At 69.2% G+C, this 21,208-nt stretch carries 19 protein-coding genes; all 19 read left to right on the top strand.

The annotated features are described in order from the left end of the window. The first annotated feature begins 17 nt into the window (after positions 1-17). Positions 18-1,082 (top strand): Gfo/Idh/MocA family protein, encoded by a 1,065-nt coding sequence (locus FHT38_RS18125; protein WP_183492794.1) that lies wholly within the window; start codon positions 18-20, stop codon positions 1,080-1,082. A gap of 1 nt (position 1,083) precedes the next feature. Further along, on the top strand, positions 1,084-1,680 hold the full coding sequence (locus tag FHT38_RS18120) for an acyltransferase (RefSeq protein WP_183492793.1): 597 nt from the start codon (positions 1,084-1,086) through the stop codon (positions 1,678-1,680). Further along, positions 1,677-2,780 (top strand): DegT/DnrJ/EryC1/StrS aminotransferase family protein, encoded by a 1,104-nt coding sequence (locus tag FHT38_RS18115; RefSeq protein ID WP_183492792.1) that lies wholly within the window; start codon positions 1,677-1,679, stop codon positions 2,778-2,780. Before FHT38_RS18120 ends, FHT38_RS18115 begins: the two co-directional genes overlap by 4 nt. Positions 2,781-2,852: 72 nt before the next feature. Then, entirely contained in the window at positions 2,853-3,413 is a 561-nt protein-coding gene (locus tag FHT38_RS18110) for a DapH/DapD/GlmU-related protein (protein WP_183492791.1), read from the top strand. Beyond that, the gene (locus tag FHT38_RS18105) at positions 3,410-4,663 is read left to right on the top strand and encodes a DegT/DnrJ/EryC1/StrS aminotransferase family protein (protein ID WP_183492790.1); all 1,254 of its coding nucleotides are present in this window, start codon (positions 3,410-3,412) and stop codon (positions 4,661-4,663) included. Before FHT38_RS18110 ends, FHT38_RS18105 begins: the two co-directional genes overlap by 4 nt. Next, a complete protein-coding gene (locus tag FHT38_RS18100; RefSeq protein WP_091726776.1) occupies positions 4,660-5,964 on the top strand; it encodes a lipopolysaccharide biosynthesis protein in 1,305 nt (434 codons plus the stop codon). Before FHT38_RS18105 ends, FHT38_RS18100 begins: the two co-directional genes overlap by 4 nt. Next, entirely contained in the window at positions 5,961-7,097 is a 1,137-nt protein-coding gene (locus tag FHT38_RS18095) for a glycosyltransferase (RefSeq protein ID WP_183492789.1), read from the top strand. The genes FHT38_RS18100 and FHT38_RS18095 overlap by 4 nt, the downstream gene beginning before the upstream one ends. Positions 7,098-7,134: 37 nt before the next feature. After that, positions 7,135-8,367, top strand: coding sequence for a glycosyltransferase family 4 protein (locus tag FHT38_RS18090; RefSeq protein WP_183492788.1), 1,233 nt, complete (start codon positions 7,135-7,137; stop codon positions 8,365-8,367). A gap of 21 nt (positions 8,368-8,388) precedes the next feature. Next, positions 8,389-9,114 carry a class I SAM-dependent methyltransferase gene (locus FHT38_RS18085; protein ID WP_091726767.1) on the top strand — a complete coding sequence of 242 codons (726 nt, stop codon included), beginning with the start codon at positions 8,389-8,391 and terminating at the stop codon, positions 9,112-9,114. Continuing rightward, positions 9,111-10,289: a DegT/DnrJ/EryC1/StrS aminotransferase family protein gene (locus FHT38_RS18080; RefSeq protein ID WP_183492787.1), complete on the top strand. Its 1,179-nt coding sequence runs from the start codon at positions 9,111-9,113 to the stop codon at positions 10,287-10,289. The genes FHT38_RS18085 and FHT38_RS18080 overlap by 4 nt, the downstream gene beginning before the upstream one ends. A 34-nt stretch (positions 10,290-10,323) precedes the next feature. Then, the gene (locus FHT38_RS18075; RefSeq protein ID WP_183492786.1) at positions 10,324-10,917 is read left to right on the top strand and encodes a sugar transferase; all 594 of its coding nucleotides are present in this window, start codon (positions 10,324-10,326) and stop codon (positions 10,915-10,917) included. A gap of 34 nt (positions 10,918-10,951) precedes the next feature. Continuing rightward, positions 10,952-12,841 (top strand): nucleoside-diphosphate sugar epimerase/dehydratase, encoded by a 1,890-nt coding sequence (locus tag FHT38_RS18070; protein ID WP_183492785.1) that lies wholly within the window; start codon positions 10,952-10,954, stop codon positions 12,839-12,841. 58 nt (positions 12,842-12,899) lie between these two features. Beyond that, a complete protein-coding gene (locus FHT38_RS18065) occupies positions 12,900-14,336 on the top strand; it encodes a UbiA family prenyltransferase (protein WP_183492784.1) in 1,437 nt (478 codons plus the stop codon). Next, positions 14,330-15,640: an FAD-binding oxidoreductase gene (locus FHT38_RS18060; RefSeq protein WP_183493588.1), complete on the top strand. Its 1,311-nt coding sequence runs from the start codon at positions 14,330-14,332 to the stop codon at positions 15,638-15,640. Before FHT38_RS18065 ends, FHT38_RS18060 begins: the two co-directional genes overlap by 7 nt. Positions 15,641-15,647: 7 nt before the next feature. Beyond that, positions 15,648-16,391: an SDR family NAD(P)-dependent oxidoreductase gene (locus FHT38_RS18055; protein WP_183492783.1), complete on the top strand. Its 744-nt coding sequence runs from the start codon at positions 15,648-15,650 to the stop codon at positions 16,389-16,391. Positions 16,392-16,438: 47 nt separating this feature from the next. After that, on the top strand, positions 16,439-18,532 hold the full coding sequence (locus FHT38_RS18050; protein WP_183492782.1) for a hypothetical protein: 2,094 nt from the start codon (positions 16,439-16,441) through the stop codon (positions 18,530-18,532). Positions 18,533-18,536: 4 nt separating this feature from the next. Next, the gene (locus FHT38_RS18045) at positions 18,537-19,493 is read left to right on the top strand and encodes an NAD(P)-dependent oxidoreductase (RefSeq protein WP_183492781.1); all 957 of its coding nucleotides are present in this window, start codon (positions 18,537-18,539) and stop codon (positions 19,491-19,493) included. Between the two features lie 8 nt (positions 19,494-19,501). After that, positions 19,502-20,794 (top strand): NAD(P)/FAD-dependent oxidoreductase, encoded by a 1,293-nt coding sequence (locus FHT38_RS18040; protein ID WP_183492780.1) that lies wholly within the window; start codon positions 19,502-19,504, stop codon positions 20,792-20,794. Further along, positions 20,791-21,192 carry a GtrA family protein gene (locus FHT38_RS18035; protein ID WP_183492779.1) on the top strand — a complete coding sequence of 134 codons (402 nt, stop codon included), beginning with the start codon at positions 20,791-20,793 and terminating at the stop codon, positions 21,190-21,192. Before FHT38_RS18040 ends, FHT38_RS18035 begins: the two co-directional genes overlap by 4 nt. Positions 21,193-21,208 lie beyond the last annotated feature (16 nt).

Below are 21,208 nucleotides of genomic sequence, written 5' to 3'. Positions count from 1 at the left end.
TCTTAAAATCGCGCGCCATGCCTCAGTTCCCCATCCTGGACCGCCCGGTCCGTGTCGCCCTCGTCGGTTGCGGCCGCATCTCGAAGAACCACGTCGAGGCGCTGACCCGCCACGCGGGTCGCGCCGAACTGGTCGCCGTCTGCGACACCCGCCCCGAGGCCGTCCAGGCCGCGCTGACCCAGACCGGCCTGCCGCCGGAGCGCGGTTTCGCCTCGCTGGACGCGCTGCTGGCGGGCTCGGACGCCGACCTGATCGTCCTGTCCACGCCCAGCGGCCTGCACGCGCAGCAGGCCATCGCCTGCGCCCAGGCCGGCCGCCACGTGCTCAGCGAGAAGCCGATGGCGACCAAGTTCGAGGAAGGCCAGGCCATGGTCCGGGCCTGCCGCGACGCCGGGGTCAAGCTCTTCGTCGTCAAGCAGAACCGCCTCAACGCGACGGTGCAGCTGGTCAAGCAGGCGCTGGACCAGGGGCGCTTCGGCCGCATCTTCATGAGCACGGTCAACGTGTTCTGGACCCGCCCGCAGAGCTACTACGACGCCGCCCGCTGGCGCGGCCGCTGGGACATGGACGGCGGCGCCTTCATGAATCAGGCCAGCCACTACGTGGACCTGCTGGACTGGCTGGTCGGCCCGGTCGACAACGTGCATGCCTACACGGCCACGCTGGACCGCGACATCGAGGCCGAGGACACCGGCGTGCTGGCGCTGCGCCTGCGCCACGGCGGCCTGGCCAGCATCAACGTGACGATGCTGACCTATCCGCAGAACCTGGAAGGCTCGATCACCATCCTGGGCGAGAAGGGCACGGTCAAGATCGGCGGCACGGCGGTCAACAAGATCGAGCACTGGGCCTTCGACACGCCCCACCCCGACGACGAGCGGGTGAAGAACGCCAGCTACGAGACCCCCAGCGTCTACGGCTTCGGCCACGCGGCCTACTACGACAACGTCATCCAGACGCTGCGCGGCGAGGCGCAGGCGCAGGTCGACGGCTACGAGGGCCTGCGCTCGCTGGAGCTGCTGATCGCCGCCTACCGCAGCGCGCGCGACGGCCAGCGCGTCGGCCTGCCGCTGGTGTTCTGACATGGGCTGGTGGAAGCACGACAGCGCCATCGTCGACGACGGCGCGCAGCTCGGCGACGGCACCAAGGTCTGGCACTTCAGCCATGTCTGCGCCGGCGCGCGCATCGGCGAGGGCTGCTCGCTGGGGCAGGGCGTCTATGTCGGCAACGACGTGGCCATCGGCCGCAACGTGAAGATCCAGAACAACGTGTCGGTCTATGACGCGGTGACGCTGGAGGACGACGTCTTCTGCGGCCCGTCCATGGTCTTCACCAATGTCTACAACCCGCGCTCGGCGGTGCCGCGCAAGAGCGAATACCGCCACACGCTGGTGAAGCGCGGCGCGACGCTGGGCGCCAACTGCACCGTCGTCTGCGGCGCGACGATCGGCGAGTACGCCTTCGTCGGCGCCGGCGCGGTGGTCAAGGGCGACGTGACGCCGTATGCGCTGATGGTCGGCGTGCCGGCGCGCCAGATCGGCTGGATGAGCCGCCATGGCGAGAAGCTGGACCTCCCCGTGGAAGGCCAGGGCCGCGCGGCCTGTCCGGCGAGCGGCGATCTCTACGAACTCAACGGCCGGGCGCTGCGCCTGGTGGATCCCACGGAGCCCCAGGCATGAGCCTTCCCTTCATCGACCTCAAGGCGCAGTACGCCGCCCTGAAGACCACCATCGACGCGCGCATCCAGCGCGTGCTCGACCACGGCCAGTACATCATGGGCCCCGAGGTCCAGGAGCTGGAAACGGCCCTGGCCGCCTACGCCGGCACGCGCCACTGCATCACCGTGGCCAGCGGCACCGAGGCGCTGCTGATCGCGCTGATGACGCTGGACCTGCAGCCCGGCGACGAGGTCATCACCACGCCCTTCACCTTTGCCGCGACGGCCGAGACCATCGTGCTGCTGGGCGGCGTGCCGGTGTTCGTCGACATCGAGCCCGACAGCTGCAACCTGGACGCCGCGCTGATCGAGGCTGCCATCACGCCGCGCACGAAGGCGATCATGCCGGTGAGCCTGTACGGCCAGGTCTGCGACATGGAGGCGATCAACGCGATCGCGGCGCGGCACGGGAACATCCCGGTCATCGAGGACGCGGCGCAGAGCTTCGGCGCGACGTACAAGGGCCGCAGGAGCTGCGGCCTCTCGACCTGGGGCGCGACCAGCTTCTTCCCCAGCAAGCCGCTGGGCTGCTACGGCGACGGCGGCGCGCTGTTCACCGATGACGAGGCGCTGGCGCAGGCCGCGCGCGAGATCCGCGTCCACGGCCAGAGCCAGCGCTACACGCACACGCGGGTGGGCGTCGGCGGGCGCATGGACACCCTGCAGTGCGCGGTGGTGCTCGGCAAGCTGGAACGCTTCGACTGGGAGATCGCGCGGCGCCTGGCCATCGGCGAGCGCTACCAGCAGCTGATCGGCGAGCTGCCGCTGCAGCGCCTGGCCGTGCGCGAGGACCGCGACTGCGTCTGGGCGCAGTTCACCGTGCAGGTGGACGAGCGCGAGACGGTGGTCCAGGCGCTCAAGCAGGCCGGGATCCCGACCGCGATCCACTACCCGCGGCCCCTGCACCGCCAGCCCGCCTACGAGCAGCGCTGCCGCATCGCGACGCCGTTGATGCATGCCGAGGCCGCGGCGCGGCGCGTGATGAGCCTGCCGATGAGCGCCGACCTCACCGAGGCGCAGCAGGACGAGGTCGTCGCCGCGCTGCGCGCTGCGCTGGCCTGAGCGCTGCGCGCGCCCGGGCCGTCGCCGATCTCACCCCTTCCGATCAACCTCCTGGACAAGGCCACCAACGCGATGCTGCTGGGCTACACGCTGGATGCGGTGCGCGCGCGGATCCGCGCGCGCGTCGCGGCGTGCCTGGGGCTGCGCGTCGGCACCCGCGCCCAGATCCATCCCGGCGTGCGGGTGCGCTGCGGCGCGGGCAGCGCGCTCGGCGCGGGATCCATCCTGTACCGCGACGTCCAGCTGCTGGCCAGCGGCCCCGGCAGTTTCCGCATCGGCGTGCGCAGCCACATCGCGCCGGGCGGCTACCTGCTGATCGGCCAGCAGCGGCTCACCATCGGCGACGACGTCGCCATCGGCCCCGGCCTGATGCTCTTCTGCGAGTCCAACGCGGTCACCGCCACCGGCCTCTTCCGCGAGCACTACCAGCGCGCCGACATCCGCATCGGCAGCAACGTGTTCCTCGGCGCGCGCGTGACGGTGCTGCCCGGCAGCGTGATCGAGGACGGCGCGGTCGTCGCCGCGCACGCCCTGGTGCGCGGCCACCTCCCCGGCGGCTGGGTCTACGGCGGCGTGCCGGCCCGGCCGCTCCACCGGGTCGACGGCGCGCGTCCGCCGTCGTCGTCCTCATGAAGGGTCATGTCGCCGGCGCGCTGCGCTGGCGCGACCTGCCGGTGGCGCTGTGGCACTGGCTGCGGCGCGGCACCGCCAGCCTCGAGGACTTCCGCGCCGCCTTCGCGCGCAGCCTGGGCCTGGACCCGGCGGTCGACGGCGAGGTGCGCCTGTTCGGCAGCGGCCGCGCGGCGCTGCACGCCTTCGCCGCGTCGCTGGACCTGCCGCCCGGCTCGGAAGTGCTGCTGCCGGGCTACACCTGCGTGGTCGTGCCCAATGTCTTCATGCACCTGGGGCTGACGGTCCGCTACGTCGACATCGCGCGCGACGACTTCAACCCCACGCCCGATGCGATCTCCGACGCCATCAGCGACGAGACACGGCTGGTCGTGGTGCCGCACAACTTCGGCCTGGTCACCGAGGGTCTGGACGAGCTGCGCATCCAGCACCCCGACGTCGTCTTCGTCGAGGACGCGGCCCACGCCTGGGGTAGCACCGACGCGGTGGGCCGTCCCGTCGGCACGCTGGGCCATGCGGCCTTCTTCAGCTTCGAGTACTCCAAGCCGCTGACCACCGGCATCGGCGGCGCGCTGGTCATCCATCACCCGCCGTCGCGGGAGCGCTTCGCGGCGCGCCTGCCGGCGCTGCGGGCGCCGTCGACCGGCACGGTCCTGCGGCAGCTGCTGACGCTGTGCTGGCACCGCTTGACGATGAGCCTGCCGCGCCCGGCGCTGAGCGCGCTGACCGCGCTGCTGCGCGCGCCATCGCGGATGCTGGGCGTGGTGGCGAAGACGCCGGACAGCGAGGTCGCCGGCGACACGCAGCCCGACTACCGCGCCGGCCTGCATCCGCTGAGCGCCGCGATCGGATGGACGCAGGCGCGTCGCTTCGACGCGATCCATGCGTTGCGCCGCGCGCAGGCCGCGGACTTCGACGCGCTGCTGACGAATCTGCCGGGCTGGGAATGGCCGGTGCGCGCGCCCGGCGCCGTGCTGCTGCGTTATCCGCTGCTGCTGCCCGACGCGGCCTCACGCGACGCCGCCGTGGTGGCGCTCGAGGCGGCGGGCATCGTCGGCGGCACCTGGTTCGATGACGTCGTCCATCCGCGCGGCAGCCGCCGCTTCGGCTACACCGCGGGCGACTGCCCGCAGGGCGAGCGCGCGGCCCGCACCGTGCTCAACCTGCCGCTGGGCCTGCATGCGCGGCTGAGCGCCTCGCAGCGGGCCGCGGTGCGCGCGATCGCGGAGCGTCACGGAGGCCAGCTCCGATGACTGTCCGCCGCCGCTTCGCCCAGCTCGCCGGCGCGTCCATGCTGACGCAGGCGATCCCGATGCTGATCGCGCCGCTGCTGACGCGCTGGTACGGCGCCGAGGCGCTCGGGCATTGGGCGCTGTTCGTCGCGCTGGCCGCCAACCTCGCCACCATCGCCAACGCGCGCTACGAGTTCGCGATTGTCCTGCCGCGCCGCGACGGCGAGGCGGCGCTGGTGCTGCAGCTGGCGCTGTGGATCGCCCTGGCCATGGGGCTGCTGACGGCCGCCGGCGCCGGCCTCTGGCACCTGCTGATGGCCCAGCATGCGCGGCTGGGCGGCCGCTGGGTGTCGCTCGCGCAACTGGATCCGTGGCTGCTGATGCTGGCGCCGGTGGTCGCGCTGGCCGGCATGCAGCAGGCGCTGAGCCTGTGGAACAACCGCCAGGCCCGCATCGACGTGATCGCGCAGGCGCGGGTGCTGCAGCAGGGCGTGATGGCCGCGGCCCAGGCGCTGGCGGCCCTGGGTGGCTTCGCCGGCGTGGCGGCCCTGGTGCTGTCGCAGAGCCTGGCCGCGCTGCTGGCGCCGCTGTGGCTGCTGCATCGTGGCGCGCGCTGGCGCCGCGCGACGCGGCTGGACCAGGCCGGCAAGTCCTGGCATTGGCGCCACCTGCGCCGCCTGGCCTGGCGCTACAAGCAGTTCCCGCTGCTCAACAGCCCGCATGCCTTCGTCAACGCGGCGCAGGAGACGCTGGTGCTGGCGATGATCGCCGCCTGGGCCGACGCCGCCACGGCCGGCTACTACGCGCTGATGGTGCGGCTGGTGAAGGCGCCGGCGACGCTGGTCGGCGGCGCGCTGTCCGAGGCGCTGCTGGGCGAGCTCGCCCGCGACTGGCAGCGCGGCGTCGACCTGCGTCCGCGCCTGCTGCGCGGCATCCGGCTGCTGGCCATGGTGGCGCTGCCCGGCATGGCGGTGCTGATCGCCGTGGGCCCGGCGCTGTTCGGCTGGCTGCTGGGCGAGGACTGGACCACCGCGGGCGAGTACGGCCGCTGGATCGCGCCCTACGTCGCCGCGCATTTCATCGCCGCGCCGCTGACCGTGACGCCGATGGTCACCGGACGTCAGCGCGGCGCGCTGGCCTTCAGCCTGGTCGGCAACGCGCTGTACGTGCTGCCGGTCGCGCTGGTGCTGAGTGCCGGCGGCGCGCTGACGACGGCGCTCGGCGCCATCGCGGTGCTGCTGCCGATCTATTTCGCGATCTACCTGGCGTGGCTGGTGCGCGGCTCGGCGCCGCGGCCCGTCGCCCATGGAGTGCCTGCATGAGACTGGTCCTGATCGGGGACGGCGAGAGTCCCCACCTGCTGAAATGGGCGCGCGCGCTGTCGCAGCGCCGCGAGATCGAGCTGTGGGCCGCGTCCACCCGCGGCTTCGCGCCCGAGTTCCATTTCCTGATCCCCGAGGACCGCCGCCTCGCGCTCAACACCGATCCCGCGCATGGCGGCGGCAACATCGCGGTGCTCAAGCAGCTGCCGGCGCTGGGGGCGTGGCTCAAGAAGGTCGACGCCGACTGGCTGCATGCGCATTACCTGACCTCGCACGGCACGCTGGCCTGGGCCGCGCGCCGCGGCTGGAAGCTGCGCGCGCGGATCGCCGGCTCGGCCTGGGGCAGCGACATCCTGGTCGCGCCTGGCCAGGGCTGGGCCTACCGCTGGCTGACGACGCAGGTGCTCAAGGCCTGCGCGGTGACGACCTCCGATTCCGAATTCATGAGCGCCCGCATGCGCGAGCTGGGCGCGGCCGAGGTGATGACCTTCCCCTTCGGCCTGGAGCAGCTGCCCAAGCAGAACGTGCGCAAGCAGCCCTGGCTGTTCTACGCCAACCGCGGCCTGGAGCCGATCTACCGCCCGCACCGCGTGATCGAGGTCTTCGCCGCGATTGCCGCGAAGCAGCCCGAGGCGCGCCTGGTCGTCGCCAACGACGGCTCGCTGCGCGCCGCGCTGGAGGAGCAGGTGCGCACGCTGGGCCTGGCGGAGCGGGTCGAGTTCACCGGGCGGCTGGACGCCACCTCGCAAGGCCGCCGCTATGCGCCGGCGCGCTGGTTCCTGAGCCTGCCGGAGAGCGATTCAGTGTCGGTGTCGGTGCTGGAGGCGATGGCGCACGAGTGCCTGCCGCTGCTGTCCGACCTGCCGGCCAACCACGAACTGCTGGGCACCGCCGGCAGCCTGGCGCTGGGGCAGCCCGACACGCTGCTCGGCCGCCATGGCCTGATCCTGAAGGACGACGAGGACCTGGGCGCGCTGCCCGACCGCCTGCGGATGCTGGTCGGCCAGGCCGACGTGGCCGGCCAGGCAGTCGACGCCGACCGCCTGGGCGCGGCCAACCGCGCCTGGGTGGCGGCGCATGCGATGTTCGGTCCCGCCGTCGCCCGCTTCGTCGACCGCCTGCAACGCGCCTGAGGCGCCCGACCCGCGAGAGCCTTTCCCCGACGTCCCCATGAAGCTGCTGCTGATCAACCACTACGCCGGCTCGCCGAAGCACGGCATGGAGTTCCGCCCGTTCTACCTGGCCCGCGAATGGGTCCGGGCGGGGCACCAGGCGCTGATCCTGGGCGCGTCCTACTCGCACGTGCGCACGACCCAGCCCGAGCCCGGCATGGCCGCGATGAGCGGCGTGAACTACCTCTTCTACGACACGCCCGAGTACCAGGGCAACGGCATGGGCCGGGTCAAGAACATCTGGTCCTTCTGCCGCCAGGTCTGGAAGGACGCCGACATCCTGGCGCGCGAATTCGCGCCGGACGTGGTCATCGCCTCCAGCACCTATCCGATGGACGTGTGGGTGGCGCGCCGCGTGGCCAAGCTCGCGAAGGCCAAGCTGGTCTACGAGGTCCACGACCTGTGGCCGCTGTCGCCGATCGAGCTGTCGGGCATGTCGAAGTGGCATCCGTTCGCGATGCTCTGCCAGAAGGCCGAGAACGACGCCTACCGCGATGCCGACGTCGTCGTCTCGATGCTGCCCAAGGTCCACGCGCACATGGCCGCGCACGGGCTCGACCTGAAGAAGCTGCACATCGTGCCCAACGGCATCACGCTGGATGAATGGTCGGAGCACGGCGAGCCGCTCGAGCCCGCGATCCAGGCGCACCTGGACGCCGAGCGCGCGGCCGGTCGCACCGTCGTCGGATATGCCGGCTCGATGGGCGAGCCCAACGCCCTGGATGTACTGCTGGACGCGGCGAAGCTGCTGAAGGAGCGCGCCGACCCGGCCGCGAAGGCGCTGAGCGTCGTGCTGGTCGGCGGCGGTCATCTGCGCGAGCACCTCGAGGCGCGGGTGCGCGACGAGGCGATCGCGAACGTCGCGATGTTCCCGGCGATCCCCAAGGCGCAGATCCCGTCGCTGCTGAAGGGGTTCGACATCGCCTACATCGGCTGGCAGCGCACGCCGATCTACCGCTTCGGCATCGCGCCCAACAAGCTGATGGACTACCTGATGGCGCAGCGGCCGGTGCTGCACTCGGTGGAGGCCGGCAACGATCCGGTGGCCGAGGCCGGCGCCGGGCTGACGGTGCCGCCCCAGGATCCGAAGGCCGTCGCCGACGGCCTGCTGACGCTGGCCGCGGTCCCGGCCGGGGAGCGCGCCGAGATGGGCCGCCGCGGTCGCGAGTTCGTGCTGGCGAATCACACCTACCCGGTGCTGGCGCAGCGCTTCATCGACGCGGTGTCCTGAGCTGCCGCGAGGACCTTTGCCATGACCCAGGACCGAGAACTCGAGGCCATCGCCCAGCGCTACGCCCGCCGCGACCAGCGGCTGGCCGGCCTGGAGCGCTACAGCCTGCTGCGTCCCGAGGTCTGGCAGATGCTGCACGAGCGCCAGGCGGCGATGCTGCGGCTGCTGGCGGCGCACCGCGCGGCGATGCCCGAGGCCGACGCCCCGGTGAGCGGCTGGCGGATGACCGAGGTGGGCTGCGGCGCGGGCGGCAACCTGATGGACATGCTGCGGCTGGGCCTGCTGCCGCAGCATCTGACCGGCATCGAGCTGCTGCCCGAGCGCCTGGAGGCGGCCCGCGCCGCGTTGCCGCAGCAGGTGCGGTTGCTGGCGGGCGATGCGTCGCAGGCCGAGGTCGAGCCGGGCAGCCAGGACCTGGTGCTGCAGTCGACGGTGTTCTCGTCCATCCTGGACGATGCGCTGCAGCAGCGCCTGGCGCAGGCCATGTGGCGCTGGCTGCGGCCGGGCGGGGCGGTGCTCTGGTACGACTTCATCGTCGACAATCCGCGCAATCCCGACGTCCGGGGCGTGCCGCTCAAGCGCGTGCGCGCGCTGTTCCCCGAGGGCCGGACGACGGTGCGCCGCGTCACGCTGGCTCCCCCGATCGCGCGCGCCGCCTGCCGGCTGCACCCCGGCGCCTACCGCGTCCTCAACACGATGCCCTTTCTGCGCAGCCACGTGCTGGCGCTGATCACCAAGACACCATGAGCCAGAACCCCGACCAGAAGCTCCCCTTCCTGCCGTTCGCGCTGCCCGAGCTGGGCGACGAGGAGATCGCGGAAGTCGTCGACACGCTCCGGAGCGGCTGGATCACGACCGGCCCGAAGGCCAAGCGCTTCGAGCAGGCCTTCGCCGAGTTCCTCAACGAGCCGCAGATCGAGTGCATCGCGGTCAACTCCGCGACGGCGGGGCTGCACCTGGCGCTCGAGGCGCTGGGCATCGGGCCCGGCGACGAGGTCATCACCACCACGCACACCTTCACCGCCACCGCCGAGGTGGTGCGCTACATGGGCGCGGACGTGAAGCTGGTGGACATCGATCCGAAGACGATGAACATCGCGCTCGACCAGATCGAGGCCGCGATCACGCCGCGCACCAAGGCGATCATCCCGGTCCACTACGCCGGCCTGGCGGTGGACATGCTGACGCTGCTGGACATCGCGCGCCGGCATGGGCTGAAGGTCGTCGAGGACGCGGCGCATGCGCTGCCCACGACGCTGGAGAAGGAGCTGATCGGCACGATGGGCAGCAATGCCACCGTGTTCAGCTTCTACGCCAACAAGACGATGACCACGGGCGAGGGCGGCATGCTGGTGACCCGCGACGCGGAGCTGGCCAAGCGCGCCCGCGTGATGCGGCTGCACGGCATCAACCGCGACGCCTTCGACCGCTTCACCGCCAAGGTGCCGAGCTGGTACTACGAGATCGTCGCGCCCGGCTTCAAGTACAACCTGACCGACATCGCCGCGGCGATGGGCCTGCACCAGCTCAAGCGGCTGCCGGCCTTCCAGCGGCGCCGCGAGCAGATCGCCGCGCGCTACTTCGAGGCGCTGGCCGACCTGCCGCTGATCCTGCCGCCGCAGGCGCCGGAGGGCGACGTCCACAGCTGGCACCTTTACGTGCTGCGCCTGACCGAGGATGCGCCGATCGGCCGCGACGAATTCATCGAGCGCCTGTTCGAGCAGGGCATCGGCTGCAGCGTGCACTACGTGCCGCTGCACCAGCACCCGTACTGGAAGGAGCGCTACGGCCTGACGCCGGAGATGTTCCCCGAGTCGCAGAAGGCCTACGAGCGCACGGTGACGATCCCGCTGTACACGGCGATGACCGACGACCAGGTCGAGCGCGTGATCGCCGCGGTGCGCCGCGCGCTGGGCGCCTGAACGGGCCGGACGGGACACGGAGCGGGGACGGCCGATGGCCAAGCGACTCTTCGACATCGTCTGCGCCGGCATCGGCCTGCTGCTGCTGAGCCCGCTGCTGCTGGCGGTGGCGGTATGGGTCAAGCTGGACTCGCCGGGGCCGGTGATGTTCCGGCAGGAGCGGGTGGGGCGCTTCGGCGCGAGCTTCCGCATCCACAAGTTCCGCACGATGCGCGTGGACGCGCCACGGCTGGGCCCGCAGATCACCATCGGCGACGACGCGCGCATCACCCGCAGCGGACGCTGGCTGCGCGCGAGCAAGGTCGACGAGCTGCCGCAGCTGTGGGACGTGCTGCGCGGCGCGATGAGCCTGGTCGGACCGCGGCCCGAGGTGCCGCGCTACGTGGCGCTGTATCCGGCGGAGCTGCGCGAGCTGGTGCTGTCGGTGCGGCCGGGGATCACCGATCCGGCCTCGCTGAGCTTCCGCAACGAGAGCGAGCTGCTGGCGCGGGCGGAGGATCCGGAGCGCGAGTATGTCGAGGTGGTCATGCCGATGAAGCTGCGCCTGGCGGCGGACTACGTGCGCAACGCCAGTCTGGGCGGCGACATCCGGTTGATCCTGGCGACGCTGGGCGCGATCAAGGCCTGAGCACCGGGCACCCAGCACGGAACAAGAGAACACGATGAACTGGTTGTCCCTCGATGCCTTCCTGACGCGCGTGAGGCCCTACCGCGAGGCGCTGGCGCTGGCGCTCGACATGGTGGCGGTGGCGCTGGCCTGGCAGGCGACCTATCTGTTCCGGCTGGGCTTCGAGCGCTGGTTCGAAGCCAGGCCGGGTTACGACCACTGGGTGATGCTGGGCATCGTCGCGCTGTACGGGGTGCTGCTGCGGCTGTTTCACGTGCCCAAGGGCATGTGGCGCTTCAGCGGCTTCGGCGAGGTCAAGCGGCTGGCGGCGGTGTGCATCACCGCGGGCCTGGTGGCGGCGGTGGCGGTGCTGATGGCGCAGCTGACCAAGGTGCCGCGGGCGGTGCTGGCGCTGCATCCGGTGTTCACGCTGATGGCGCTGGCGACGATGCGCATGGGCTACCGCATGCTCTACGAGCACATGCGCAGCCGCATCAGCGGCAGTGCGCAGGAGCAGCGCCGGGCGCTGGTGATGGGCGCCGGGGACGCCGGCCGGCTGCTGGTGGCGGGCATCCAGCACCAGCAGGGCTGGGTGGTGGTGGGCTACCTGGACGATGCGGCGGAGAAGCGCGGCGCGCGCGTGGCCGGCGTGCCGGTGATCGGCACCCTGGAGGACGCGGGCCGGCTGGCGGAGATGCATGGCATCACGCATGTGATCGTGGCGATGCCGGCGGCGACGACGGCGCAGCGCCGGCGCGCGCTGGACCTGGCGGGCAAGACGGGGCTGGCGGTGCTGACGGTGCCGAGCAGCCAGGAGCTGCTGGCGGGCCGCGCGGTGAACCAGGTGCGGGACATCGAGCCCGAGGACCTGCTGGGGCGCGAGCCGGTGCAGCTCGACGAGGGCGGCATCAGCGAGTGCATCGGCGGCAAGACGGTGCTGATCACCGGGGCGGGCGGGTCGATCGGGTCGGAGCTGTGCCGGCAGGTGGCGCGCTACGGGCCGTCGAGGATCGTGCTGTACGAGCTGAGCGAGTTCGCGCTGTACCGGATCGAGCAGGAGCTGTCGGAGAAGTTCCCGCACATCCCGCTGGTGCGGCTGATCGGGGATGTGAAGGACCTGGAGCACCTGCGGTTCACGTTCGGGAAGTACCGGCCGCAGATCGTGTTCCATGCGGCGGCTTACAAGCATGTGCCGCTGATGGAGGAGGAGAACGCGTGGGCCGCGCTGAGGAACAACACGCTGGGGACGTATCACGCGTGCATGGCGGCGGCTGAATCAGGGGCCGAGCGGTTTGTGCTGATCTCGACGGACAAGGCGGTGAATCCGACGAATGTGATGGGGGCGACGAAGCGGGCGGCGGAACTCGTCATCAGTCACATGGCGGGGCAGGGGCACGCGACGAAGTTCATGGCGGTGAGGTTCGGGAACGTGCTCGGCTCCAGCGGGAGCGTGATTCCGAAGTTCAAGGAGCAGATCGCCAGGGGCGGGCCGGTGACGGTGACGCATCCGGAGATCATTCGCTACTTCATGACGATCCCGGAGGCGGCGCGGTTGGTGCTGCAGGCAGGCGCGATCGGGGAGAGCGGGCAGGTGCTGGTGCTGGATATGGGCGATCCGGTGAAGATCGTGGATCTGGCGAAGACGATGATCCGGATGGCAGGGCGGCAGGAGCAGGAGATCGGGATCAGGTTCACCGGGTTGAGGCCTGGGGAGAAGCTGTATGAGGAGTTGATTGCGGATTCGGACAAGACGCTGCCGACGCGGATTGCGCGGGTGAGGATTGCCAAGCTGGGACAAGTGGGCGCCGAGGGGGGCTTGTTGGCATGGATACAGGGGGCCGGGGACGCCGCAGCACGCCCGCGTGACGATGTGGTGACGGGCTTGGCGCGTTTCGTGCCCGAATACGGCCGGCGCGCCGAATCCAGGCCGGCGGAAGCCCGCTGATTTGCAACGACAATACGGCCCGCTCCGAGAGAGCAGGAATGAGCGACTGAGGGAAATTTTGACTTCGCATCCGTATCCGCTGGTGGTCGATCTCGACGGCACGCTGCTGCACACCGACACCCTGCACGAGTCCGCGCTGCAGTTGCTGCGCGACAAGCCGGCGAGCACGCTGCGGATTCCAGCTTGGTTGGCTCGCGGCAAGGCGTACATGAAACGGCAGATCTCGTCACTGACCGAGCTGAATGTCGAGACCCTGCCTTACAACCTGCCTTTCATCGATTGGTTGAAGGAGCAGCGCGCCGCAGGCCGCCGTCTTGTGCTCTGCACGGCGACAGATCGATCGATCGCTGAGGCGATCGCCGGCCATCTGCAATTGTTCGACGAGGTGATTGCCACCGATGGCTCGGTCAATCTCGCCGGGGGTAGGAAGGCTGATGCGCTGGTCGCGCGTTTCGGCGCGAAAGGATTCGACTACGCCGGCAATGCCGCGCCGGATCTGGCCGTGTGGGATCGTGCCCGCGAGGCTGTGGTTGTCAATGCCTCGCGCGCGTTGGTCGCGACCGCTCGCGCCCGATTCACGGTCGCCCGCGTGTTTGAGGCTCAAGCCTCGGGCTTTACCGTGTGGCGACGCGCGCTGCGACTGCATCAATGGCTGAAGAACCTGCTGCTGTTCATGCCGCTGTTGGCCGCGCACCAACTGAGCAATGCCGCAGCCTGGGGTACGTTGGCCATCGCCTTCGTCGCTTTCAGCCTGTGCGCCTCGTCGGTCTATTTGGCCAACGATTTGCTGGACCTGGAAAGTGACCGGCTGCATCCGCGCAAGCGCGCGAGGCCTTTCGCGTCTGGTGCGCTGGAGGTGTGGGTCGGCGTGGCGTTGGCGCCAGTGCTGCTGGCGGCAAGCCTGGGCCTGGCCAGTCTTGTGGGAACAGCATTCCTGGGCTGGTTGTCTGTCTACTTCGTGCTGACGTGCTGGTACTCCTGGCTGCTCAAGCGCCTGATCCTGGTGGATTGCCTGACGCTGGCGATCCTGTACACGCTGCGCGTGCTGGCAGGCGGTGCGGCGGTCAGTCTGGCGCTGTCGTTCTGGCTGCTGGCGTTCTCCGTGTTCCTTTTCCTGTCCCTGGCTTTCGTGAAGCGGTATGCCGAGCTTGAGCTGCAGCGCACCAGCGGTCGCACCAAACTGCATGGTCGCGGCTACCTGACCGACGACGCGTCGCTGATCCAGACCATGGGCATCACGGCGGGCCAGGCATCGGTCCTCGTGTTGGCGCTCTATCTCAACAGCGAGGCCGTCACCAAGCTCTACCGCCATCCCGAGGTCATCTGGGGCGCCGTCCCCGTGATGCTGTTCTGGATCCACTGGATGTGGATGCAGGCCCACCGCGGCCGCATGCATGACGACCCGCTGGTCTTCGCGGTGAAGGACCGCACCTCGCTGATGGCGGGTGCCTGCGTGGGCCTGGTGCTGGCCGTGGGGGCGCTCGCGTGGTGGTGAGGGTCAGCGGCTGGGGGCGGTTGAGCGAGGCGGCGCACGAGGTCGTGCCGCTGGCCGACCGCCTGGGCGTCGCTCGCCAGCTCGCGCATCGGCCGGGCGGCATCGCCCACGGGATGGGCCGCAGCTACGGCGACGCCGCGCTCAACGCGGGCGGCCTGCTGTGGGCCACGCGCGGGTTGGACCGCTTCATCGACTTCGACGCGGCCAGCGGCCGCCTCACCTGCGAGGCCGGCGTGCTGCTGCGCGACATCCAGCGCCTGTGCGTGCCGCGCGGCTGGATGCTGGCGGCGAGCCCGGGGACGCAGTTGGTGACCGTCGGCGGCGCGATCGCCAACGACGTCCACGGCAAGAACCATCATGCGGTGGGCGCTTTCGGCGACCACGTGCGGCGGCTGGTCCTGCAGCGGGTCGATGGGACCGTGATCGAGTGTGGCCCGGACCTGCGTCCGGACTGGTTCGCCGCCACCGTCGGCGGCATCGGGCTGACCGGCGTGATCGTGCAGGCCGAGTTGCAGCTGCGGCCGGTGCCCGGCCCGTGGCTGGCCACGGAGTCCGAGCCCTACGGCACGCTCCAGGAGTTCTTCGACCTGAGCCGGCGCGCCGAGGCGGACTGGGAATACACCGTGTCGTGGATCGACTGCCTGTCGGGCGGCCTGAACAGCGGCAGTGCGCGCGGGCTGTTCATGCGCGGCAATCACGCGCCGGTCGCCGACGGGCCATCGCCGCGCAAGAAGGGGCGTCGCGTGCCGTTCACGCCGCCGATCTCTCTGGTCAATCCGTTGAGCCTGCGCGCGTTCAACGCGGCCTATTTCCACATGGGGCGCTGGCGCGCGGGGCCGTCCACCCAGCATTACGAGCCGTTCTTCTATCCGCTGGACAACCTCGACGACTGGAACCGGATCTACGGGCCGCGCGGCTTCCATCAGTACCAGTGCGTGCTGCCGCCCGAAGTCGGCGCGGACGGCGTGCAGGCGATGCTCGCGGAGATCGGGCGGTCGGGACGCGGTTCGTTCCTGGCGGTGCTCAAGACCTTCGGGGACCGGGCGGCCGTCGGCATGTTGAGCTTTCCACGGCCCGGTGTGACGCTGGCGCTGGATTTCGCCAACACCGGGCCGGACCTGGCGCGGCTGTTCGAGCGGCTGGACGCGATCGTGGCGCAGGCCGGCGGGCGGTTGTACCTGGCCAAGGACAGTCGAATGCCGCGGTCACTTTTCGAGGCCGGTTATCCGCGCCTGTCGGAGTTCCAGGCGTATCGCGATCCGGGCCTGTCGTCCGAGATGTCGCGTCGCCTCATGGGGGAGTGAGGGAAAGATGACACACATCCTGATCATTGGCGCGACCTCGGCAATGGCCGAGCAGTGCGCGCGCCTCTGGGCCGCGCGGGGCAACGCGCGCCTGGTGCTGGTCGGCCGCGATGCGCAGCGCCTGGACCTGCTCGCGCAGGACCTGCGCGTGCGCGGCCAGGGCGTCGAGACGTCGGTCCGCGTCGTGGACTTCGAGGACCCTGCGGCCATCGGCGGTCTGGTCCGCGCCGTGGCCCAGGACGCACCGATCGACGTGGCGCTGGTGGCGCACGGCCATCTGCCCGACCAGCCGGCCTGCGAGGGCGACCTGGCGCTGGCGGCCCGTGAGCTGTCCATCAACGGCGTGTCGCCGGTGCTGTTCGCCGAGGCGATCGCCGGTGCGATGCAGGGCGCGGGCCGGGGCCGGCTGGCGGTGATCGGCTCGGTGGCCGGTGACCGCGGCCGCAAGTCCAACTATGTCTACGGCTCGGCCAAGGGGCTGGTGGAGCGCTACGTCGAAGGGCTGCAGCACCGTCTGGCGGTGACCGCGGTGCGGGTCACGCTGGTCAAGCCGGGTCCGACGGACACGCCGATGACGGCGCACCTCAAGCAGGACGGCGCCAAGCTGGCGGACGTCGGCGCGGTGGCGCGGGAGATCGTCGCGGCGACGGACGCGGGACGCGCGGTGCTGTACACGCCGGGCAAGTGGGCGCTGATCATGATCGTGATCCGCAACCTGCCGCGCGCGGTGTTCCACCGCATGAACATCTGAGTATCAGGCTGGGAGGCCGATGCCATGCACCATCAGGGACTCACAACATGGTAAGAGACCATGAACGCCTTTTGACGCCGGATAGTGCACGCTCCTGGCGTTGGAGCGACGGGCTCGGCCTGCTGCTCATCCTGCTCAGCGTCGACTTCTTCCCCAATCTGCCGGACGCGTCGCTCGACTCGTCCTGGATGAACGGTTTGACCGCGGCGCTGTCACACGGGGCTGTGCCAGGTCGCGACCTGCTGTTTACCTACGGCCCGCTGGCAGGCATGTTGACCGCCTATGCGGGGCCGGGGTTCGGCCTCGGATTGGCATTGGCCCTGGCTATTGCGCTCAACTTCGCGGTGCTCCTGCGCGATGTTTCCGGCACGCGCTTCCTCTTTGCGGCGCTGCTGGTGTTCGTGTTGAGTCCGAGCAACGAGGCCATGTTCTACCTGTACCTGGGCGTCATTCCGCTGGCAGTGGCCCATTCGGCAGGGCGAGGCGGCGCGGGTTCGGGGCAATGGGCGTTGCTGGTCGCGGTGGCGCTGACGCCGGCGTTGACGCTTGCCAAGCTGTCCTTCCTTCCGCTGAGCGCAGTGCTGTTACTGCTCACATGCGCCTACGAATCTTCGCAAGGCCGGTGGCGAATGGCCGTCGTCGGTGTGGTGGTGTTCTGCGTGTCGCTGGCGCTGCTGTGGCTGATCGGCGGTCAGGCGCTCGGAGACTTGCCGGGTTACCTGCTGGACGGGGAGATCATCAAGGGCTACACGAGCGCCATGGAGTGGGATCTTGGCGTCGCATTCGCCGGAATCAATCTGCAGCTGATGGAGGCGGTGCTGCTCTATGTCGTTGCGGTTGCGCTGCTGACTTCCATCGTCCGAGCCGCCCGTGGGACACGGACACGGATCTATCTGCTGCTGGCGTTGGCGGCCGTGCTGACCGTCGTCGCCAAGGCGGCGGTCGTGCGCCATGGTGGCGTGCATTCGATCTTCCCGTGGGTCCTGCTCTGCGTGCTTGCGCTCGCCGTGCCTGACGCAAAGCTTCCCCGGATGGCCAGGATGGTGTTTGTTGTCGCCTGTGTGCTGACGATCGCCTCCGCGCCAATCTATAACGGCGACGGCCGCAGCATCAGTCGGATCGTCTTCGCGGCGCGCGACCATGCTGTGGCCCAGGGACTGGATTGGCAGGCACTCAAGCGCAGCCCGGCCTACTGGCGGTCCTATGTGCTGTCGGCGCCCGGCACTTTCCTTGGGAGCTTGCCGAGTCCGCTAGCCGGACTGGCCGAGCGCATTGATAACCTGACTCGATGGGCTGAAGTCGCAGCGAGCCGCGGCGCCTCGCTGCGCGAGGCGGAAGCCAAGGCCCATCAGGCGATCCTTGCAGCTTGCCCGATCCGAACCGTGTCCGGCAGTGTCGATATCTATCCGACCGACATCAATTGCGTGCTGGTGCACGACATGGCGTGGAAGCCTCGCCCGGTGTTCCAGAGCTACAGTGCCTACACGCCGGCGTTGCTTGCCCTCAACCGCGCGTACGTCGCGGGCCCGAACGCACCGGACTACTTGTTTGTGGACGTCAAGCCGATCGACGAGAGGCTACCAGTCCTGGAGGAGGGGCACGTCTGGACATGCCTCGCGCAGCGCTACCGACCGGCAGGCGAAATGCAGGGGTCGTTCCTTCCCTTGGCCCGTGCCGGCGGTGAATGCGTCGCGCCGCGGGAGACCGGCGCGCGTACCGCGCGCCTGGGCGAGACGGTGAGCTTGTCATGCGATCGTTCCCAGGTGCTGGCGGCCTTCGATTTTCAGCCGACGGTCACTGGACGGCTGGCATCGCTCTTCTACAAGACGCGACGCTTGATGATCGACGTCCGTACCTGCGACGGCGAGATGCACAGTTTCCGTTTCGTCCCCGGCATGGCCGCCCTGCCGCTGCCGCTGAGCCCATTGGTCGAAAATGCAGGCGAACTCCGACAATCGCTGTTCACCGGTGATAGCCCACGCGGACGTCGCATCGAGAGCTTCGTGATTCGCGAGGGTGCTTCGGAAAGCCCCATCCCCGGCTGGTCGCCGACCTATGGGGTGCGATGGTACGACGCGACTCTTGCCGGCTCAGCAGAGGGCGTGGCTCCGTCCGCCCCCGCTTCAACTTTCGCTCCCTGAACCCATGCAGCCCACCTCTCTTCATCCCGATACAAAGATCGTGCTGCCCGGTGGCGCCGGTCTCGTCGGACAAAACCTCGTGGCCCGCCTGAAGGATGCGGGTTACCGGAATATCGTCGTGATCGACAAGCACTCGGCCAACGTGACCGTGTTGCGACGGGTTCAGCCAGACATCGTCGTTGAACTCGCCGACGTCTCCCAGCCGGGGGACTGGGCACGCCATTTCGAGGGCGCGGGTGCCGTCGTGATGCTGCAGGCACAGATCGGTGGCAACGACTATCAGGAGTTCGTCCGCAACAACGTGGACTCGACCCGGCTGATCCTGGATCTGGTGCGCCGCCACGACATCGCGAGACTGGTGCACATCAGCTCGTCAGTGGTGGAGTCCGTGGCGGACGACTTCTACACCAACACGAAGAAGGACCAGGAGCGGCTCGTCGTCGAGAGCGGCATCCCGTGTCCGATCCTTCGTCCGACGCTGATGTTCGGATGGTTTGACCGCAAGCACCTGGGCTGGCTGTCGCGCTTCATGCAGAAGGTGCCTTTCTTCCCGATTCCCGGAGATGGCCGATACATGCGTCAGCCCTTGTACGCCGGTGACTTCTGCAACGTCATCATCCGTTGCATCGAGGGCCGGGTGAAGGACGGCATCTACAACATCTCCGGCCACGAGAAGGTCGACTACATCGACATCATCCGGGAGATCAAGCGCGCCACGCGCTCGCGGACGCCGATCGTGCGCGTGCCCTATGCCGCCTTCTTCGCGGCGCTATGGATCTGGGGCCTGTTCGACAAGAATCCGCCGTTCACCACGCAACAGCTGGCGGCGCTGAGCGCCAAGGACGAATTCGAGGTGATCGACTGGCCGGGCATCTTCGGCGTGAAACGCACGACCTTCCGCGACGCTGTGGAAGAAACCTTCAATGACCCGCGCTACAGCCGCGTGGTGCTCGAGTTCTGAGAGACGACATGAGGCAGCAGCAACGCATCGCCGTCCTGGGCGCCGGTCCAATGGGCCTGGCAGTGGCCTATCAACTGGCGCTCGATGGCCATCGGCCCATCGTGTTCGAGGCCGATGATCGCGTAGGGGGCATGACCGCCACCCAGGACTTCGGTGGACTCGACATTGAGCGCTATTACCACTTCCACTGCACGTCCGACGTCGCGTTCCTGCGGATGCTCGACGAACTCGGCCTGGCGGACCGCATGCGGTGGGTGGCGACCAAGATGGGCTATTGGTACGAGGGCCGCTTGCAGGCCTGGGGCACGCCCTTCGCGCTGCTCGGCTTCAAGGGTTTGAGCCTGCCTGCGAAGATCCGCTCCGGCGTACACGCGTTCCTGTGCATCAAGCGCAACGACTGGAAGCCCCTGGACGGGTTGGAGGCGACCGGCTGGTTGCGCCGGGGCGTGGGCAACGAGGCCTTCGAGGTGCTGTGGCGCAAGCTCTTCGAACTGAAGTTCTATGACTACACCGACCAGCTGTCCGCTGCCTGGATCTGGAGCCGCATCCGGCGCATCGGACGCTCCCGCTACAACCTGTTCAAGGAAAAGCTGGGCTACCTGGAAGGGGGATCGGCCACGCTGCTCAATGGCATGAAGGCTGCGATCGAGGCCCGTGGTGGCGAGTTCCGCCTCAGCACGCCAGTGCAGCAGGTGCTGATCGAGGAGGGGCGTGTGCGCGGCATCCGCCTGGCCTCCGGCGACGAGGCCTTCGACAAGGTCGTCAGCACGGTGCCGTTGCCCTACGTCAATCGCCTGGTGCCCGACCTGCCCGCGGACATCAAGGCCAAGTTCGAGGCTTTGAAGAACATCGCCGTCGTCTGCGTGATCGTCAAGCTGCGAAAGCCGGTGACCGACAAGTTCTGGTTGAACACGAATGATCCGGAGATGGACATCCCCGGAGTCGTGGAGTACACGAATCTTCGCCCGATGAAGGATCACATCGTTTACGTGCCCTTCTACATGCCGGGTGAGCACCCGAAGTTCGCCGAGGACAATCAGGTCTTCCTCGACAAGGTCAGGCGCTACCTGAAGCGCATCAATCCGTCCTTGATCGACGCAGACTTCATCGACATGCGGGCCAGTCGCTACCGGTATGCACAGCCGATCTGCGATCCGGGCTACCTGGACCGGCTTCCGCCGGCCCGGTTGCCGTTGCAAGGGCTGTGGGTGGCCGACACCTCCTACTACTACCCCGAGGATCGTGGCATCTCCGAGAGCATCGGCTACGGTCGCAACATGGCGCGGGACGTGGTGGCGTGATCTCCGCGTTCCGTTCTCGCCAGTTCCTGGCCTTCCTGCTGACCGGCGGTCTGGCGGCAGCCGTGAACTTCGGCTCGCGGATCCTGTTCAGTCACTGGATGGGGTATTCCGCAGCCATCGTGCTGGCCTATCTGGTAGGCATGACCACGGCGTTCGTACTGGCCCGGCAGTTCGTCTTCAAGCAGGGGGGACGGCCGCTGCACCAGTCGGCGATGTATTTCGTGCTGGTCAACGCAGTCGCCGTGCTGCAGACCTGGGCCGTGAGCGTTGGCTTGGCGGACTATGTCCTGCCGGCCATGGGCGCGACCCACTTCGTGCCCGAGATCGCGCACGCGGTAGGCGTGGTGGTGCCGGTCTTCACGAGCTATCTCGGCCATAAGCACCTGTCGTTCCGGTAGGGCGCCATGCGGATTC

This window comes from Mitsuaria sp. BK041, from assembly GCF_014193085.1.
Lineage (GTDB): Bacteria > Pseudomonadota > Gammaproteobacteria > Burkholderiales > Burkholderiaceae_C > Roseateles.
Note: the sequence above shows the minus strand (reverse complement) of the source record. Positions and strands in the feature narration are given on the sequence as shown.

Bases quoted from the DNA above. Each gene is read 5' to 3' on its own strand.
- FHT38_RS18115 (WP_183492792.1), top strand. From the start codon at position 1,677: ATGAGCCTTCCCTTCATCGACCTCAAGGCGCAGTACGCCGCCCTGAAG.
- FHT38_RS18075 (WP_183492786.1), top strand. From the start codon at position 10,324: ATGGCCAAGCGACTCTTCGACATCGTCTGCGCCGGCATCGGCCTGCTG.
- FHT38_RS18055 (WP_183492783.1), top strand. From the start codon at position 15,648: ATGACACACATCCTGATCATTGGCGCGACCTCGGCAATGGCCGAGCAG.
- FHT38_RS18105 (WP_183492790.1), top strand. From the start codon at position 3,410: ATGAAGGGTCATGTCGCCGGCGCGCTGCGCTGGCGCGACCTGCCGGTG.
- FHT38_RS18085 (WP_091726767.1), top strand. From the start codon at position 8,389: ATGACCCAGGACCGAGAACTCGAGGCCATCGCCCAGCGCTACGCCCGC.
- FHT38_RS18120 (WP_183492793.1), top strand. From the start codon at position 1,084: ATGGGCTGGTGGAAGCACGACAGCGCCATCGTCGACGACGGCGCGCAG.
- FHT38_RS18125 (WP_183492794.1), top strand. From the start codon at position 18: ATGCCTCAGTTCCCCATCCTGGACCGCCCGGTCCGTGTCGCCCTCGTC.
- FHT38_RS18045 (WP_183492781.1), top strand. From the start codon at position 18,537: ATGCAGCCCACCTCTCTTCATCCCGATACAAAGATCGTGCTGCCCGGT.
- FHT38_RS18110 (WP_183492791.1), top strand. From the start codon at position 2,853: ATGCTGCTGGGCTACACGCTGGATGCGGTGCGCGCGCGGATCCGCGCG.
- FHT38_RS18100 (WP_091726776.1), top strand. From the start codon at position 4,660: ATGACTGTCCGCCGCCGCTTCGCCCAGCTCGCCGGCGCGTCCATGCTG.
- FHT38_RS18090 (WP_183492788.1), top strand. From the start codon at position 7,135: ATGAAGCTGCTGCTGATCAACCACTACGCCGGCTCGCCGAAGCACGGC.
- FHT38_RS18095 (WP_183492789.1), top strand. From the start codon at position 5,961: ATGAGACTGGTCCTGATCGGGGACGGCGAGAGTCCCCACCTGCTGAAA.
- FHT38_RS18070 (WP_183492785.1), top strand. From the start codon at position 10,952: ATGAACTGGTTGTCCCTCGATGCCTTCCTGACGCGCGTGAGGCCCTAC.
- FHT38_RS18080 (WP_183492787.1), top strand. From the start codon at position 9,111: ATGAGCCAGAACCCCGACCAGAAGCTCCCCTTCCTGCCGTTCGCGCTG.
- FHT38_RS18050 (WP_183492782.1), top strand. From the start codon at position 16,439: ATGGTAAGAGACCATGAACGCCTTTTGACGCCGGATAGTGCACGCTCC.
- FHT38_RS18040 (WP_183492780.1), top strand. From the start codon at position 19,502: ATGAGGCAGCAGCAACGCATCGCCGTCCTGGGCGCCGGTCCAATGGGC.